Source organism: Paenibacillus shenyangensis (assembly GCF_000346635.1).
In the GTDB taxonomy this organism is placed as follows: domain Bacteria; phylum Bacillota; class Bacilli; order Paenibacillales; family Paenibacillaceae; genus Saccharibacillus; species Saccharibacillus dauci.
The window spans coordinates 15,450-33,064 of sequence record NZ_AOIG01000030.1; the positions used below are offsets into that span (position 1 = coordinate 15,450).

Below are 17,615 nucleotides of genomic sequence, written 5' to 3' on the forward strand. Positions count from 1 at the left end.
GCTGCTCGATCGGTACGGCAAATGGCTGTTGGTACAGCTACTGCTGTTTGAGTTGCCAGTCAATCGCAAGCTTGAGCATAAATGTTTTTACCGTCTCCGGATGATAATGCTCCCTGGCTATTTTCTGTATCCACTGGTGAATCCAGCTGTCCATCTGCTCATCGGAGCGCAGCGCATCTGCCAGTGCTTCCGCAGCCGCCGCATAGTCGGCAAACAATTCACTTTCCTGCTCAAATGCCACCGTTACCGGAAAGCGATAGATCACCGAGGGAGGCAAATAAAAATAACGCTCGCACTGATCCTGTAGCTGAATGACCTGCCGTACTGCCTGCAGAAAATGTGGAGTCGGACTGCCTGCTACCACTACAATCTGTGCTTTGGCAAATTTGCGTACACTGTGAATAATTCGGTACATGACATCCTGCATACTGTTTTCCTGCTCCAGGGCGAAATGCTGTGGTAGTGCGAACCAGATATAGCCTTCGTTAGTGCTTTTGCTCAGATGAATAGCCATACCGGAACTCTCGGCTACTTCTTCCACAATATTTTCCACGGTAAATGCAAACAGATCCATATCATGAAAACACTGTTTGCGCTCTGCATTGGCAGTTACACTGTAATAGACAGGCAGCAGCTGACTGCCCTGCACATCCAATCCAAAATGCTGCAGCCGCTGAATACCATAACGCTCATCCTTCGCACTGCCGGACAATAACTCGTTCGTAAATTTGCGCTTTAGCAGAAGGCGATGACGACGATGCTCTTCCTGCAAGCGCTGACGTTCCTGTGATTCCTGTTGTTCCTCATCCAGCCGCTGGCATATCCCCTGGAGCACAGAGATCAGCTGTTCCGCAGTCAGATTTTCCTTGAGCAGATAATCTCGTACACCGAGTTTAACCGCCTGCTGGGCATACAGGAATTCGCCATGACAGGAAATGATCACCGACTGCAGACGGGGTAACATGGTCTGAATACGCTGAATCAGTTCAATACCGTTCATACCCGGCATACCGATATCGGTAACCAGTATATCTACCGGATGTTCTTCCACATAAGTAAGCGCTTCCTCGGAACTGCTGAAACTTCCTTTCAACAACAAGCCGAGCTGTTCCCAGTGAATCGAATGGGAGAGATAGTTGAGTACAGGCATATTATCGTCCACCAAAATGATAGTGTGCATTTCACTCACCCTCCTGCGTTCTGATATTCCGGCGATCTCTTTCATCATCGGCGTGGCTGCGCAATCTATTTTCAATGTTCAGGAAAATAGGATATCGTACGATCATTCAAACACATTATTGGTCATGGAGACATCACCACTACGGCGATTTCCTGTATTCAAAGGCAGTCCAAGCACAATCTCTGTACCTTCTCCAGGATGGCTGTCTATGCGAACCTCTACGTCTGCTCCATAAATCATGTACAAACGGCGAATGACATTGCGTAGTCCAATTCCTGATACACCGGGTAGACTGGAGGATGTATCTGAAGCTGACGCTCCTGTGCTTGCAGATGTTGACTCTGCGGACATATGCTGTGTGATCTCTTTACCGGTTGGCTTCTCTTCATAAGTAATACTTTTATTTCCATCCGTATTATCCTCGTCGGCAAGCTTAATGATCTGCTGACGTACCTGATGCAGACGTTCCATAGTCATGCCTTCTCCACTGTCGCGAATACTGAGCCACAGGCAATCCTGTTCGATCCAGCCTTGTATCCAGAGGATTCCTCCATACTTGGATAATCCATGCTGGTAAGCGTTCTCAACAAGCGGCTGAATTATAAATCTTGGCAGCAGCTTTTCCATGACAGCCGGTTCCAATTCCAAGTCCAGATGCACCCGGACCTCCCGCTGGAAATCAACCAGACATATGTAGTGCTGTACCGTCTCCAGTTCTTCTCGCAGTGTAATCATTTCATTGCCACGATTCACTGTCATCCGCAGCAGCGAAGACAGCGAGCCAAGCAGCCGGGCAGCTTCCTCTGAGCCCTGAAGCAGCAGATCCATTCGAATAGCTCCCAGAATGTTGAACAGAAAATGCGGATTGATCTGTGCCTGCAGCATCTCGAGTTCCGCCCTGCGCCGTTCGCCCTGCTCCTGCTTCACCTGAACAATCATACGTTCCACCCGATCCAGCATTTCGTCAAGCGACTGCCCCAGCAATCCGGCTTCATCGTCTCCTCGTATGCCGGAGCGAATATGCAGATGATTGTTGTCAATCTTGCGAACGACCCGGGCCAGCTTGGCGATTGGTTTGGTCATGCGGGCAATACCCAACATCAACAGCAGCAAAAACAGCAGCACTACAACCATTTGCACGGTGGAGGTCACCTGGTAGATCCGGTTAATCTTCTGTGCAGCCACTCCGTAGGGTACCAGCCCTTCCAGACGCCAACCGGAAACGGACATGTTCCGCTCCACTTCCAGCATATCCCTGTCTGCCAGCGAACTTTTGTCAAATGGCTGTCCAATTTTCGTCTCATCGGGATGAGAGATAATCTTGTTGTCAGGTCCTACTACCATCATTTGTATCGTGGAACGGTATTGATTCAGCACTTCTCTGAGTCGCTGTTCATCCATACTGACAACCACATAGCCATATACCTGACCGGATAGCAGACGCAGACTGCGGGCGACCGACAGCATATAGGCAGGTTTACTCTGATCGGTCATTTGCAAATAGGACGGATGCAGCCAGAAATTCAGCCGTCCGCCGGGTGTAAATTGTTCACTATGAACAAGGCTGCTCATATCGAGCCCTTTAACCTGATATTGATCCGACTGAAAATTGCTGTACATCATCGTTCCATCGCCGTTCCAGACCGAGATATATACCCGCTCACCGGCATAGGATAGATTGTCCAGCTTGCGCATAATATCCGAAGCCCGTGTCTGTCCGACATAGAAACCACTCTGCTGGTATTTCAGCGACAGATTCAGCTCATTATCCAGATATAGATAATTGGAGATGTAGATCAGCCGATTGATCTGATCGGTTAAATACAGATTGGCGGCATCCAGCGAATCGCCGGCATTTTGCTCGACGGTTTCTTTCATCATGCCTTTGGTCATCCAGCTGGATAATAGAGTGCCTGCTCCAATCGTAAGCAGCAGACAACAGACCGCAGAGACGATGAGCTTCCCACGGAGTGAAGTAGGCAGGATGCTGCGCCATCGTTTCATACGGTCCGCCTCATTTCAGTAATAGTGTGTATCGAATACGGCAAATACTGCTGCAATCATGAATTCATCTAGCTCTTATTGGCGTCTATAATCTGCTGCACAATTGTTCCGGCATTGGTGATTGTCGTATCGAGATCCTGTTTTTGCAAAATGTACTTCTCAAACTCTGCATTAACCTCCGATTCGATCTCGGACAGATACGGTACGGCAGGCGGCTTGTTAATGCCTTTGCTCACTTCAAAAGTATGTGTCAGTGATGGCAGATCGACATTCTCCGGATGCGTACCATTGTTAACGATACTTTCGAGCGCTTTGCTCACATCCGCTTGTTTCCAGGAAGAAATATCGGTTCCCTGAGCCTGAATACCCTCGGTAGTCATCCAGCGAATAAATTGGTAGGACAGGTCCTGCTTGTCCGATCCGGCGCCGATACCGTAGTAGTCATAATCATTACTCGTATAAATGGTTTTGTCATCGGCCTTGTTTTTGGGATATGGAGCTACCGCTACCTTGAAGTCAGGAGCCGACTCGGCTGTTCCTGCAATCGTGGAATTCATCCAGCTGCCCATAACCAGCATACTGGCAGAGCCGCTCAGGAATTGGTCACGATAATTCAGTTTCTGGGAAATGGCATCGCTATACGGTACGGCCGAATGATCGGTATGTTCGGCATCATAACGCAGCTGGAAGGAAGCGCGCAGATTGGGATCATCCATATTGGACGTTCCATCGGCTTTGAGGTAGCTATTATTCTCCGGCTGATTGAACAGTTTTAGCAGCGTCTGGGAAGCCCATGTATGGAAATATACTCCATGGTAGCTACCATCCGGCGCAGTCAGCTTTTTGGCATACTCGCGGAATTCATCCCATGTCCAGTCCTGAGGTACTTTCAGCCCTGCTTTGTCCAAACGGTCCTTGTTCAGCAGTACATAGATAATCGACCGCTTGCCTGGCAGCGCATAACGCACATCATCTACCGCAAAATCCGCCAGGTATTCGTCATCATATTTAAAGTCGATCAGATCAGTCAGCGGAGCGAACATTCCCATATCAACACGCTGGGCATACGTGAGTGAATTATTCACCATAATGATATCCATATTTTCACCCGACCCGGCGGCCAGATCAAGCTTTTTGATATATTCCTCGGTATCGCCTTTTTCGGACAAGCCCACATAATTCACTTCAATATCGGGATGCTTCTTTTGCCAGGCAGCATATACCTGATCCCACTTGAACTGATCCTTGGTATACCAGGTATAAAAGGTAATACTTTTCTTCCCGTCAGCTGTGGTCGCTGCCTTCTGCGAAGAACCGCAGCCTGCCAACAGCAGCATAAGACACAACCCCAGTATACCTATCATTTTTATCTTCATTATAATCCTCCTCGGCATTAGGTACTATACAATCCATTTTCCAATTCCAGCAATCCTGTTCAGCCTTTCACTCCGCCCAGAGCAATTCCTCCAATGACATGCTTTTGTGCGACCAGGAAGACAATCAGCAGCGGCAAGATCGCCGAGCAGGTACCTGCCATAATCAGGGAATAATATTCTCCTGTTGCATCCGCAAACCGGTTGATCCCCAGCTGCACCGTGAACAGCTCCGGCGAACGAAGAAAGATGAGCGGTGCCTGATAATCATTCCAGGTCCATATAAACCGCAGGATGGCATAAGTCGCAATAAACGGCTGCACAAGTGGCAATGCAATCTGCATAAAGATCCGTGCATGACCAGCACCATCTATTTTCGCCGATTCAATAAACTCGGTATGAATCGACATAAAGGCCTGTCTGAGCATAAAGGTACCGAGGGCACTGAACGATTCGAGCAGCACCAGTCCGATATGGGTATCGAACAACCCCAGACTTCGATACATAATAAACTGTGGAACAAGCAGCGCCTGTCCGGGAATCATAAACGTCAGCAGTACAATTACAAATAATGTATCTCTACCGGGAAATTTAATTTTGGAAAAGGCATAAGCTGCCATCGCCGAAGCAGCAACAGAGAGCAGAATCGTCATAACCGATACTTTGATCGAGTTCCAGTAATACAAAATAAATGGCGGGTCACCAAACCAGACCGTACGGTAATTTTCAATCGCATTCCATGTATGCGGAATCCACTGCACCGGATACTGGAACACATCGGCTTCAGTCTTGAACGAAGCTGATAGCATCCATATAAATGGGAGCAGAAACAATATACCAACTACAAGCATGATAGCGGTTACAATAATTCTCGTCAAAGTAACCGATGAACCGGAAGATGGTTTGGAGCTGTGTGCAGGCAGGGCCGGTTTCAGCGGTTGATCCATAGGAATACCCCTCTTCTCCAATTGGTATCAATAATTGACCCATTTTTTCTGTCCCCAGAATTGCAGAACAGTAATGAGCAGAATAACAGCAAACAGAAATACCGACTCTGCCGCCGCATAACCCATTTTCAAATTAACAAAAGCCTGATCGTAAATCTCGTAGACCATTACATTCGTTGATTTGGCAGGACCACCCTGAGTCAGTACAGCGATCAGATCGAATGTTTTGAACGAATAGATAACACCTGTAATCAACAGGAAAAAGGTAGTCGGCGAGAGCATCGGCACCGTAATGGCTGCGAACTGCCGCCATTTGGAGGCACCATCGATTTCGGCTGCTTCGTACAGATCTTTGGGAATAGCCTGCAGACCTGCCAGATACACAATCATATTAAATCCGATCGAGGTCCATATAATAATCAGCATAATGGAAGGCAGTGCATACGTCGGGTCAGCCAGCCATTTGGGTGGATTCTCGATCCCCAGCGACATCAGAAATCCATTAATCGGCCCCTGGGAAGGATGGAACAAAATCTGAAAAACAATGGCAACTGCCACGATACTGGAGATATAGGGCATAAAGTAAATAATTTTGAAAAATCCTTTGAAATACACCAGTTCATCGACCACGATCGCAATAACCAGTGACAGGAACAAAGCGACCGGTACAGCAAGCAGCAGTTTCAGATTATTGAACATCGATACAAAAAAGGTCTTATCCTGAAATAAATGCCTGAAATTATCCAAACCTACCATCTCTACTCCACTGAGTCCCTGAATAAAATTCCACTTGGTCAAACTGATAAAAAACAGCGAAATCATCGGGATCAGAATAAATACCGTCAATCCGAGCAGCATGGGAGCAGCAAACAGATATCCGGCCAGCGTCTCTTTGGCAGTCATGGACCACCATGATCTGGAGCGACTGAGCCTGGACGAGGATGAAGCGGATGTAGAACGATCCATTAGACCAACACCTCCTGGCGAAAGGGACGCTGCTGCAGCCGCGGACTGCGACGGCGTCCAACTTGTATTCCTGTTGTTATTGTAACGGGCAGAATTGCATCTCATAAGACACAAATATGACTCATTTGAAGACAGATTTTACTTTTTCATTCTGTAAAAGAAAAAATTTCCGATTATATATGCAATTACATACCAAAAGCCGCATGATCCTTTGGTTAAAAGGTCATGCGGCTTCTTTGGATTCAGATTATCTGTACACCTCTGCTGGCAGGCTGTTCTACCACATATAGATCGCTGATTACAGAAGCGGCCGAATAGCAAATTCCAGATTGCAATGCAGTTCCTGCATCGGCAGCTCTATCATCCATTTCTTTCTGACAGTTAGCGAAGTACGATACACTACTATCGGACGACCATCATGATCATAATGGTCAATTGTCTCTACCTCAACATTATATTGCTCCTCCGGAATCTGCAGTCTGATCTCGGCCCATTTTCCTGTCCAGATCAATTCATGAGCATGCACAACCGGTCGTACATGACTGATCAGACGCTCGATAACCTGATTAACAGCCGTCCGTTTTATATTTTCTTCCGTATTATTGAACTGCGATACTAACCTCTCTTCTCCAGCTTGCAATTCATTAGCTAGAGGATTAGCTTTACCTGTTGTATACGTTGTAGTTGTAGTCGATTTCGTATCCGTTGGATCGATAGTATTTTTCATATCTATTAACTCTTCTGCATCATTCATAGTCATCATTTTTGCAGCTTTTGTATTTGGAGTAGTATTTTCTGTTATCGGTCTCGACAGATTCTGAGTATGATATTCTGTTTCCTTGTATATCGACATATCATCTCGGGAGGATTCTGATGATAGTTGAGCAAACTGGAAATGATCCTGCAGATACAAATTAATTTCCTGTTTATTATCGTTTATTTTCCAGTGGAAATTCCGGTTCATTCTTTTTAAGCCTGCAGCTGCGGGATAAGCCGCTGTCAGATCCAGTCCAAATTTCACCTCATGATCGCCAGTCTGGACATGTTCCACAATCGCCGCTGCTGCGCGTCCTGAATACTGTTCGCAGCCATTAATCTGCGGAAGTGAATGTCCGGCAGATGAGATATTCAGAATCTGTTCGCGACCCGGGGCAAAATAGGACTGTGTATACATCCCTGCTCCCAAATCACAAAAAATATTCTCCCCACCTGCATGTACAATAAAGCTGCCCAGATCATTGTGATTATGCGGCTCGTCATTATGTCCACCTTTGGTAGCCAAAGCAGCTGTGAACTTGTGGCTCATTAGTGAAGACTGGGCGATATACATAGCTTTCTCATGATCCGTCGATTCGGATGGATAGCCCGCTGTAGTGGATACTGCCGATTCCGATATGTGAGTCTCTGTAGTTGATACCGCCAATTCCGATATATGAGCCTCTATAGTGGTGAATGCTGCTTTGTCCCCTGTATCCGCTGTTTCTCTACTGGTCAGGTTATATTCTGTCTGCATATGAAGTTCTGCCCGGCTAACCAGCCAGCACAAATCGTGCCAGTAATGATTGAACAGCCCTCCGTGCTCATGATCCTCCTGAGCGTCTGCCCCTGGTATTTCTCCGCCAGACCCATGACATACCGTCTCTGTCTGAGCTTCGTCCCAAGCTGTAACTTTTGCAGCTTCAGACATACTTCGATCTGTATCTATGGCGCTGGGTACTGCAAAAAAGCGAGGTTCCGCCCATAATATATTCCGCAGCAGATGCCCCCAGCGACGGCATGGATCTTCCCGAAGCGTAGGCATAACAAAAGGCAGGGAGTACGGCTTGCCAGTTAGCTCCGTCAAGCGTGACAACAGTCCCGGAGGAAGAATCTCTTCTTCTCCACTATCCGAGAAATTAACAAACTTTCCGGCAGACAGATGCATATATTCGGGAAAAGCCGCGATCGCTTTTATTTTCGGATCATTCATTGTCTGTTGTTTATCCAATCCCGCCGCTGACAGCATATCCATAAAGTACGTATAGTAACCAAATCCATAGACCCAGTAGCCCAGTCCTTCGGCACACCCTCCATCTTCTCCATATCCATTCAGGAAATGGGCTGCGGCTCTCGTCATCCGTTCCAGTACTTGTGTCTGCGCTGGTTGTTCCAGCAGCAGTAACGCCGCTATCCCGCACCCTGCTCCGCATACGGCAGACCAGTTATGCTCGGCTGTCTCCCAGCCAAAAGTACGGGATGGATCAGCTGCAGGTAGCAATACCCGGCGCTGTACCTCATCACGCATACGCTGGATAATGCGATGATCTACTTTGCCATTCAGCAGCACAGTCAGCTCGGCGAGCATACCTGCTGTCTCGGCAGCGAACAGATCAATCTCCTCCCATACCGGATAAGGACTTTCTGCAGGCAGATGCGCATTCAGACACCATGTGTATTCTCCGCACAGATCCCATAGCGCTTCTTCAAGTGTATGTATATATACAGGAGATGGAGATACTTCTTCTCTCCCGTTCTTGTGTAATAAGGAATCTTCTCTTTTTCTTTGTTGCTTCCTATTATTATCAGATAAGGAGTGTTCACCCTGTGCCCATTCCTGTACGGTTCGTCCATTTTGTGCACTGGATGAATCAAGCAACACCATCATCGCCAGCGCTCCAATCCGGCCCCGTCTGTCAAAATAAATCCGTTCATACTGTTCACGTCCGCCCGTATCGCCAAACTCCCGGAAAGCTTCAAACGTCAAAACAGGCAGTGGTTCTGATACCGCCAGCTCTGCATAATCGCGAATATCCTGCCACCACTGTTCGTACTCGGGCTTTCCGGCTGTATATCGAAGACGCTCTCCTATATCCTTCACATGCCACCAATGCGGTTTTTGCGCTGTACTTTTCGAATCATAACCCATCTGTTCCCACCCTTCTCTGCTCCACGGCAGACGTTATCACCCGTAATTAAAATAACGCTTTCATATATGGATGTACAGTATCTTCATACAAAAAAGGACAGGCTTGATGCACCTGTCCTCCTTTTATTCTATCGTATCTTATTCCTACATCTGGATAGGTACATTTTCTGACTTAGCCAAAATGAAGGCCTCTGCTGCGGGAGCGGCGGCGCCGTATCAGCATATAAATGACAACCATCAGCACAATGCCGATAGCATCAATCAGCGTATCCGAGAAATGACCGGTACGACCGGCAATCCATTTCTGATGCCACTCATCTGTCATTGCGTACGCATAAGCTACAAGCCCAGCCCATAACAGAGGAGCATAACGAGCATCGGTCAACAGGGAAAATACACGAATCAACAAAAAAGTCAGCAGTGCAAATTCACTCACATGACCTGCTTTACGAATAAAAAATTCCCAGAAATCATAAGGATGTTGACCGCTGACCGTATACCCTCCATATGTAAATTCAAGTGATGGCGTAAACGCTTCAAGCGACGGTTCCGCGATCCAGTCCGACAATAGCGGCTTGATATCCTGCTGCTGATACGGCTGGTTGGATACACTGAAAATCAGTCCCATCCATAACAAGGTCAGTACAATCCAGATCGTCAAACGGACTACCGGCAGTGAACGAGAACGGTATGACGGCATTGATGAACGCATATCGCATCCTCCTTTCGGTAACTTGAGTCCGAACATTTGCCCGGACACATGCCCCGTATTATAACATACTGCGAACTGCAGTTCATGCATGACCGGCAAATCCCGCTCCAGACCAGGAACAAAGCTATTTGCGATGCTCTTCTTGCCTGCTATTTTCCTGTTGACTGTTACGGCTTTCCGCAAGTCTTTATTTGGATGCACAGCATGTCTTTACAACAAGTTGTATTTACGAAAAGACATATTTGGGTTTATATATTATTTTTTATTGTTATGCATCCTTGGACGACACACAAACAGTCTGTTTCCAGCTATATCCCCGTATGAGTTACAGGAAGCACGCTGTCTACAGACTGTATTTGTTATTCGATCGGACCACGCTCAACGAAGTATTTGTTGGTCATATAAAATGCTTCTCCGCGTGAGGTCTCGACTTTGCCTTTTTTCGGATCGAGGAAAACAATCTCCTTGCATTTGGTGCAGTACCATTTGGTACGCATAAATGGCGAATCCGTTGTATAAGCAGTTCCGCATTTGCAGTCCACTTTAATCAGAATCTCATTTTGTTTATACGCGGAGCTTAGATGGTCTACAGCCTCTTCCGGCTGATTGGGCACCAGCACACGCTGATAATCGGAAAATTGATTCTGTACTTTAAAATCAGCGACCAGTTCCGGATTCAAACCGAAAAATTCCTTGCCGATACTGGTGATGAAACGGGTATTGGTTCTGTAACTTTCAAGCCATTCTTCAATTTGTTGGTTAGATAAAGGCACAGTGCCCTTGATACCACTATTCAGGGTGTAGGTCATGATGTGTAGAGCGTCACTCTGTTTGCTTGAGTACATTAGAAACCTCCTCTTTCTTCAACAGCTAATGTACTACAAAATATCGTTTTAATCAAAGCGTGAATTTAACTAAAATTCCATGTTATGCAATTCGCAATCAGCTTTGATTTTACTACGAATATCCGGCTTCCGGTCAAGCTATCCAGTTTTGTGTAGGTTCTGGAAATTCAGCAGCGACAGGACCGCGTAATCATCAGCGTTTTGATTAATATGAGTTCAATTTATAATAAAGATGGTATACATATCGGATGTGTTAAATTACACGCTTACCTTTGCAGTGTCTTTGTTTTTTTATAATGCATGTATAAACAAGTCATAGGCAGGAGACTATGTAATCATAATAGCCAGGCTCACATTATCCGAATTTATTCTACTCCCCGCTTAGGCATCTCATAAGCGGTATAATCGCCAAGATCAACGAGCCAGTCGATCCGGTTGCGAGCTATCCATAATTGTACCGCTTCATGAAAGTGAATAGCATAATCGGCAGCTGCCACTTGGTTTACCCAGCAAAAATGCTCGATCAGTTGGTACTTCTCAATCCAGCCATTCATTTCTGCAAAACCAATGTGCTTTATCATATGACACTTAAAGCATAGAGATTGCAGACCGATCAGATACTGGATACCATATTCTTCATCAAAAGCCCATACTTCATGACAATGAAGTTTGTCGATCTGTTCACCCTTGACACGTCTGCAGATCTGACATGTATATTGATCTCGCTCCTGAATATGTCTGGACAGCTGGCGCCAACGATAGGAGCTCAACTGCTGTCGAAGATTGATCATCATTGTTGAATCGGGAATCAATTCGATTTCTAATTTCATAAAATATTCCTTTATAAATAAGCATATATAAAGTCAAACGCTGTGCAAAACCTATCTTACCAGAGTAATAGCAATTATCAAGTTAATGCGTTTAAACTTTTGATAGTGAGACATTTGTGATTACCGGTAGATACACTTTATAATGAAGATGATCGATTGTCATCTGCTTATTTAATAAATTCACAGATTCCGTATAATTTGACTGTGTTTATTAGGCATTATACAGGAATTCGGCAAAATTTCACCTATTAATTCAGCTCTTTAATAAATAATCATGAATTTGATGTATTTCTGATATGTTTCATATGTCATTACACACGCAACAGAGTTTATTTTTATCTTTTTTTGCAAATAGTACTAGAAGTTTATGTAAACCTATGCTAAAATAAGTTCATACAGAAAGGAGGTGCGTCAACATCAATAGTCATATGTTGAACGCGTCCTTTACCCAAACCGAGGTTCTGGTTTAATTATCAGAATTCCGGCGGCGCGGGATGCGGTCAAAGTTAAATAGCGCCATCTGGGTTAGAAAGGCCACCTGCGGGTGGCCTTTTTACTTTGTCTTTTATCATCCTTACTATATGGATTTAGTTCTCTTGACCATAGCAGTCATAAGAATTATATGGTAAATTCCCATTATGACCCAATACATATTATCTTTCCTCTTCCGGGATGGGTACTTCATACGATTGGAGGGTTGCTGTACCGAATATTCCGGTGACTGCATATATCTCTTGCGTTTGATTCATCCTGTTTTAATATTCTCTAAGGATACGGAGGAAAGAATAATGAAAAAGTGTATGAGGATGTTCATGATCTGTCTGGGTCTAACAGGTATGTTGATTGTTGGTTCTACGTCTGTTCAGGCAGCTGCTCCAGATCAAGTATCACCTATGGGTGGCAGCTTCTATTCGGACTCCCATCTGTTTACTCCGGATCAAAATGTTTTTTACAGTTATTCATGGAATACACCCGATACGAGCAGTATAGATATTCGATATGATATGGATCCTGGTGAACATATGATTTTCTCTACAGAAAAGTATAACTATGATAAAGGCAAATGGGAGCCAATTGAAGTCACAATTTTCGACCAACCTGTAGGATATCGCCAGTTTTCTATTTGGACGTCGGATTGGGGCACTTTTCGTATGGTAGCATCCATGACAGGTTCAATCGGATCGATCGCTACCGAAGTGGTTTACTATAATGGATGGGATGGAAAATCGACCACTGCTCAACCTATTACACAGTAAGACGCTTCAGCTATTTTCTTTTAGTATGCTGCCTCCTTTCCGGCCGGATAAGGGGGCTTTTCTATGTTGAAAAAGGGACAGCGGCTTTTTTGTCGAATCGTTTCTTTCTATTTATAATTGTATTTTGGAGAAACCGTCCTGTTACTTGTTTTGTTCTTTTGAATCTCTTTTCAGGTACTTGTTGCTCGTAGCCTATACATACTGTGCAAAAATACCTACATCTTTACACATGAAGTAATTGCCAATTTATAAGATAACGCTTACAATTTAAATGTAATTCATCCCTGGCTATTCATAGTTAAGATTCATTTCTCTATATATGTGATCTATGCAGGAGGACGATTTGATGATGAGCGAACAGGAAAAAGCTTCATATATAGAGGCAGACGATTCTACCCGTCTGATTCTTACTCCGTCTTCAACTGCACAAGCGACTTACTTTTTTGTACAGGAGATCGGTCGCTTCAAGACAACCTTTCCTTACTTCACGGAGCGGGATCGTCTGCACTCTTACTTAATTCTGCACACACTCTCCGGACGTGGCAGATTGCATTATCAAGGGCAGCAGCATGTAGTTGGTCAGGGCGACCTGTTTTTTATTAATTGTATGGAGTACCAGCGTTATGAAGCAATGGAAGAAGACGATTGGGAGTTTCTGTGGGTGCATGTGCAGGGATCAACATTGGATGGATATTATGAACAATTCTGCCAAAGACAGATTCCTGTTTGTCATCCAGCCGAATCCTCAAGCATTCCTGAATTGATGCGCCAACTGCTCCATGTCCAGATTCCTCGGAATAATAAAACAGAGCTAATAAGCTCCCAGCTCATTGTCCAGCTGCTTACTGAGGTTGTACTGACTTCGATTCATATCGGGGAGAAAAATAATGCAATCCCTGCTTCTATTCTGGATTTACAGCAGTTTCTGGAAAATCATTATACAGATCCAATCACTCTCGACGATCTGGCCCAAAAATACAACACGAACAAGTTTCAACTCAGTCGAGATTTCAAACAGTATATCGGATTACCGCCAATTGAATACCTAATTAATATCCGAATCAATGCTGCAAAAAATATGCTGCGTTATTCGAATAAAAGTATTCAGCAGATTGCCAGCGCAGTCGGCATTTACAATGTGTCGCATTTTATTAATTTGTTCAAAGCTAGAGTGGATTGTACACCACTTGCTTATCGCAAAGAATGGACATAAATGCTGAAATGCTGAAATGCTGAAATGCTGAAATGCTGAAATGCTGAAATGCTGAAATGCTGAAATGCTGAAATGCTGAAATGCTGAAATGCTGAAATGCTGAAATGCTGAAATGCTGAAATGCTGAAATGCTGAAATGCTGAAATGCTGAAATGCTGAAATGCTGAAATGCTGAAATGCTGAAATGCTGAAATGCTGAAATGCTGAAATGCTGAAATGCTGAAATGCTGAAATGCTGAAATGCTGAAATGCTGAAATGCTGAAATGCTGAAATGCTGAAATGCTGAAATGCTGAAATGCTGAAATGCTGAAATGCTGAAATGCTGAAATGCTGAAATGCTGAAATGCTGAAATGCTGAAATGCTGAAATGCTGAAATGCTGAAATGCTGAAATGCTGAAATGCTGAAATGCTGAAATGCTGAGCAAATGTTATTCCGGAAGCTGTTGTGGAGGGTTTATTCTGACGGCGAAAAATATTTTCTTTATTCTAATCTGATTTCTGTTTATATGTATGAGATAAAATCGAATCTCCAGGCATGGTGGTAACTGGATGTACTGAATAATATAACCGTTTAGCAAATTACAAAATAAAGGGCTTTCCGTAGATAACGGATAGCCCTTTATTTTTCCTGCCGTCTGTCTATTGTCCAATATGTACAGAAAGATGGAAATAGTCGATCACGAAACAAATGATCATTCAGCAGAGCCAAGTTAACTTTTATGCCGACTTACTGGAAGAACAGCAGATCGCTAATTTTCCATGTGCCGAAAAACACACCAACGGCTACTACATATGTAGCGATAACGAATACCCAAGCATTCATCTTTTCCATATTGTCTCCTCCATTCATTCTTGTTTGATAGGCTTGTATACTACAGAGAAATATGACAGAATCTATCTGTTATTCACATCAACTACCAGGGTCTGTAGCCTATGGTGATATTTATTTTCTCTGTCTTTCCTTTATACGGTGGATCGCGCTAATATCTGCCGATTCTGCGATACTGTTAAATTGTAATGAATTATAGACCATTTTTCAATCTATCTGTATCATCTGTAATTTTAACAATTATAAATCAGTCATAAGAAATCAATATCAAAGCAGTATGCTGATGCTCATTCATGTTATTTCACCTGCCAGTGAGCAGGACGGAGCAGTGCATCTGGCAAAATAGTACTTTCACTGCCTATCGCAGCATTGATCTGGGATTGCGTCAGGAATAAAGTTTCGCTCAGATTAGTATCGCGTATATCAGCATCTCTTAGATCTGCTCCAATCAGATCGGCTCCACGTAAATCCGCCTTTCTCAGATCAGCAGCAATTAGGTATGCTCCCCGCAGATTAGTACCGACCATATTAGCAGCACGCAGATTTTTGCCAATCAGATCAACTCCACGTTCATAATTACGCGGCTGCTTATCTGCTGTAAGATATAGACGTCGCGCCTTAGAACGTACTTGTTCACTGCCTTCTGTCAGCAGTACATTTACACGCATATGAAGCTCGCCTCGATTAAGCTTCAGCAACTTCGCAGGATCCAGATATGTCAATGATAGCAGCTCTCTGGACAATTCAGATGCTGCTGTATGATAGGCTGCAGCCGCGTCCATTGTAACAAGCTGCTCCAGATACCAGATCAGTTCATGTAGATGCAGCATAATTGGAAAGACTTCAAACATCTTCTGCGCTGTTTCTTGCTGCCGCCAGGACTTCCCATCAAATGTATAACGCGCAATTTGCTGACCTGCACCAAAACAGTCATAGACCGTACAACCACGGAATCCTTTATTACGCAGTTCGTTGTGAATGCCACAGCGATAATCTTCCTGTAAATGATGGCATGGCTGTCCGGCAGGCTTGTCCATATTAAAATCAGCCGAAGCACTAAAAGCCAGTGCCGTGCAGCATAGCCCTACACATTGCTCGCAATCGGCCCGTAAATGCTCTCTCAAGGAAATGGGTTGTTTTGCGAAATTTTGTATCTGCGCTTGCTTGGAATTCACATGAGAAGTTGATTTCCCGCTAGATGGATTGTGGGATCTAGACAACAATGGTTCCTCCTTATTACCGTACATTGTGCACGTGAGAAAATGAATTACTTTATAAACAAGATAAATAAGCTTTTGATTAAAAAGACTTGCTAGAATGAACAGTATATTCGTGAAAAATAATACTGTACTATCGAAGAAATGCTGCTATCTATAACTTAGTAATGATACCCTCTTTCGAGCATATACACTGTGTATGACACCATAAAAGCGTTCACCTATTAAAGATGAATGCTTTTGCCAGGATCTAATTAGTTGATTATTGTTTTGTTTGTTGATCTTGTTATAGATTCGATAAGTGCAGATATATTTTTGAAAATCGATGAGTTAGTTGGACACTTTATTTTCAATACGCAGCTTGTCGGCTACCATCGCAATAAATTCGCTATTAGTTGGCTTGGATTTGCTGATATTGATGGTATAGCCAAACAGATGGCTGATGCTGTCAATATTCCCTCTGGTCCAAGCGACTTCAATCGCATGGCGAATCGCTCGCTCTACACGAGATGGTGTCGTTTTGAATTTATCAGCGATTGCCGGATATAGTGTTTTGGTAATCGAACCCAGAATCTCAATATTGTTATATACCATTGTAATCGCTTCGCGCAGATACTGGTATCCTTTAATATGAGCCGGTACACCGATCTCGTGGATGATGGCTGTAATACTGGCATCCAGATTACGGCTTTTTGGTGGTGAAGAGAGCGATGATTTGTTAATTGTATTGTTCGTGCCTGAAGGCTGCATAGTGCCACCGCCTGCTGTCACCGGTATACCAACCAATTGACGCACCCGACTGACCAGTACTTCCATATCAAACGGCTTCAGAATGTAATAAGAAGCGCCCAACTGCACTGCACGTTGTGTAATATTCTCTTGACCAAATGCCGTCAGCATAATTACTTTTGGCGTTGGATTCAGGTTCATATCACGCAGACGTTCCAGTACACCCAATCCATCCAGATGTGGCATAATAATATCCAAAATGAGTATATCCGGCAGTTCAGGCAGCTGCTCGATCGTCTTCAATACTTCTTCTCCGTTAAAAGCGACCCCTGCTACTTCCATATCTTCTTGATTGGAAATATATTCAGCCAGCATATTGGTAAATTCGCGGTTATCATCAGCCAGTAGTACTCGAATAGTAGACATCAAAAATTCCCCCTTGGGTCATTGGTTAAAATAGTTATTATTTCTTGAAATCTTGCTCATATTACTCATATCCATACGACAATATTCAATCGTCTAGTTGATTTTTCACCTTACTTTATATAGTTTCGACATTTTTATTATAATCCCTTCTGTCGAAAACAAAAATCGGGTTTTTTTGCCA

14 protein-coding genes are annotated in these 17,615 nt (G+C 44.2%); 2 read left to right on the top strand and 12 right to left on the bottom strand.

Going from position 1 to position 17,615, the window contains the following annotated elements:
- Positions 1-37: 37 nt before the first annotated feature.
- The 9 genes from H065_RS0121970 to H065_RS26605 form a co-directional block, all read right to left on the bottom strand.
- Positions 38-1,180: a response regulator gene (locus H065_RS0121970; RefSeq protein ID WP_017815256.1), complete on the bottom strand. Its 1,143-nt coding sequence runs from the start codon at positions 1,178-1,180 to the stop codon at positions 38-40.
- Between the two features lie 102 nt (positions 1,181-1,282).
- Positions 1,283-3,184, bottom strand: a complete 1,902-nt coding sequence (locus tag H065_RS0121975; protein ID WP_017815257.1) for a cache domain-containing sensor histidine kinase — start codon at positions 3,182-3,184, stop codon at positions 1,283-1,285.
- 68 nt (positions 3,185-3,252) lie between these two features.
- Positions 3,253-4,560: an ABC transporter substrate-binding protein gene (locus H065_RS0121980; RefSeq protein WP_017815258.1), complete on the bottom strand. Its 1,308-nt coding sequence runs from the start codon at positions 4,558-4,560 to the stop codon at positions 3,253-3,255.
- Between the two features lie 59 nt (positions 4,561-4,619).
- A complete protein-coding gene (locus H065_RS0121985; protein WP_017815259.1) occupies positions 4,620-5,504 on the bottom strand; it encodes a carbohydrate ABC transporter permease in 885 nt (294 codons plus the stop codon).
- Between the two features lie 27 nt (positions 5,505-5,531).
- Complete coding sequence (locus H065_RS0121990) at positions 5,532-6,470, bottom strand: carbohydrate ABC transporter permease (protein WP_017815260.1); 939 nt, start codon at positions 6,468-6,470, stop codon at positions 5,532-5,534.
- 298 nt (positions 6,471-6,768) lie between these two features.
- Entirely contained in the window at positions 6,769-9,375 is a 2,607-nt protein-coding gene (locus tag H065_RS27230) for a heparinase II/III family protein (protein WP_017815261.1), read from the bottom strand.
- Positions 9,376-9,547: 172 nt separating this feature from the next.
- A complete protein-coding gene (locus H065_RS0122000) occupies positions 9,548-10,087 on the bottom strand; it encodes a VanZ family protein (protein WP_017815262.1) in 540 nt (179 codons plus the stop codon).
- A gap of 359 nt (positions 10,088-10,446) precedes the next feature.
- Complete coding sequence (locus H065_RS0122005; protein WP_017815263.1) at positions 10,447-10,932, bottom strand: hypothetical protein; 486 nt, start codon at positions 10,930-10,932, stop codon at positions 10,447-10,449.
- A gap of 365 nt (positions 10,933-11,297) precedes the next feature.
- The gene (locus H065_RS26605; RefSeq protein ID WP_017815264.1) at positions 11,298-11,762 is read right to left on the bottom strand and encodes a hypothetical protein; all 465 of its coding nucleotides are present in this window, start codon (positions 11,760-11,762) and stop codon (positions 11,298-11,300) included.
- A 788-nt stretch (positions 11,763-12,550) separates the two neighbouring features.
- Between H065_RS26605 and H065_RS0122015 the strand changes: the two genes are divergently transcribed.
- Both H065_RS0122015 and H065_RS0122020 read left to right on the top strand, forming a co-directional pair.
- Positions 12,551-13,018 (top strand): hypothetical protein, encoded by a 468-nt coding sequence (locus H065_RS0122015; protein WP_152425971.1) that lies wholly within the window; start codon positions 12,551-12,553, stop codon positions 13,016-13,018.
- Between the two features lie 346 nt (positions 13,019-13,364).
- Entirely contained in the window at positions 13,365-14,231 is an 867-nt protein-coding gene (locus H065_RS0122020; protein WP_017815266.1) for an AraC family transcriptional regulator, read from the top strand.
- Here the strand turns inward: H065_RS0122020 and H065_RS28385 are convergent.
- From H065_RS28385 to spo0A, 3 genes are all read right to left on the bottom strand, one after another.
- Positions 14,185-14,658, bottom strand: coding sequence for a hypothetical protein (locus H065_RS28385; RefSeq protein ID WP_017815267.1), 474 nt, complete (start codon positions 14,656-14,658; stop codon positions 14,185-14,187). The genes H065_RS0122020 and H065_RS28385 overlap by 47 nt on opposite strands.
- 700 nt (positions 14,659-15,358) lie before the next feature.
- Positions 15,359-16,186: a pentapeptide repeat-containing protein gene (locus tag H065_RS0122040; protein ID WP_238558016.1), complete on the bottom strand. Its 828-nt coding sequence runs from the start codon at positions 16,184-16,186 to the stop codon at positions 15,359-15,361.
- 423 nt (positions 16,187-16,609) lie between these two features.
- Positions 16,610-17,434 (bottom strand): sporulation transcription factor Spo0A, encoded by an 825-nt coding sequence (gene spo0A / locus H065_RS0122045; protein ID WP_017815270.1) that lies wholly within the window; start codon positions 17,432-17,434, stop codon positions 16,610-16,612.
- Positions 17,435-17,615: the final 181 nt, after the last annotated feature.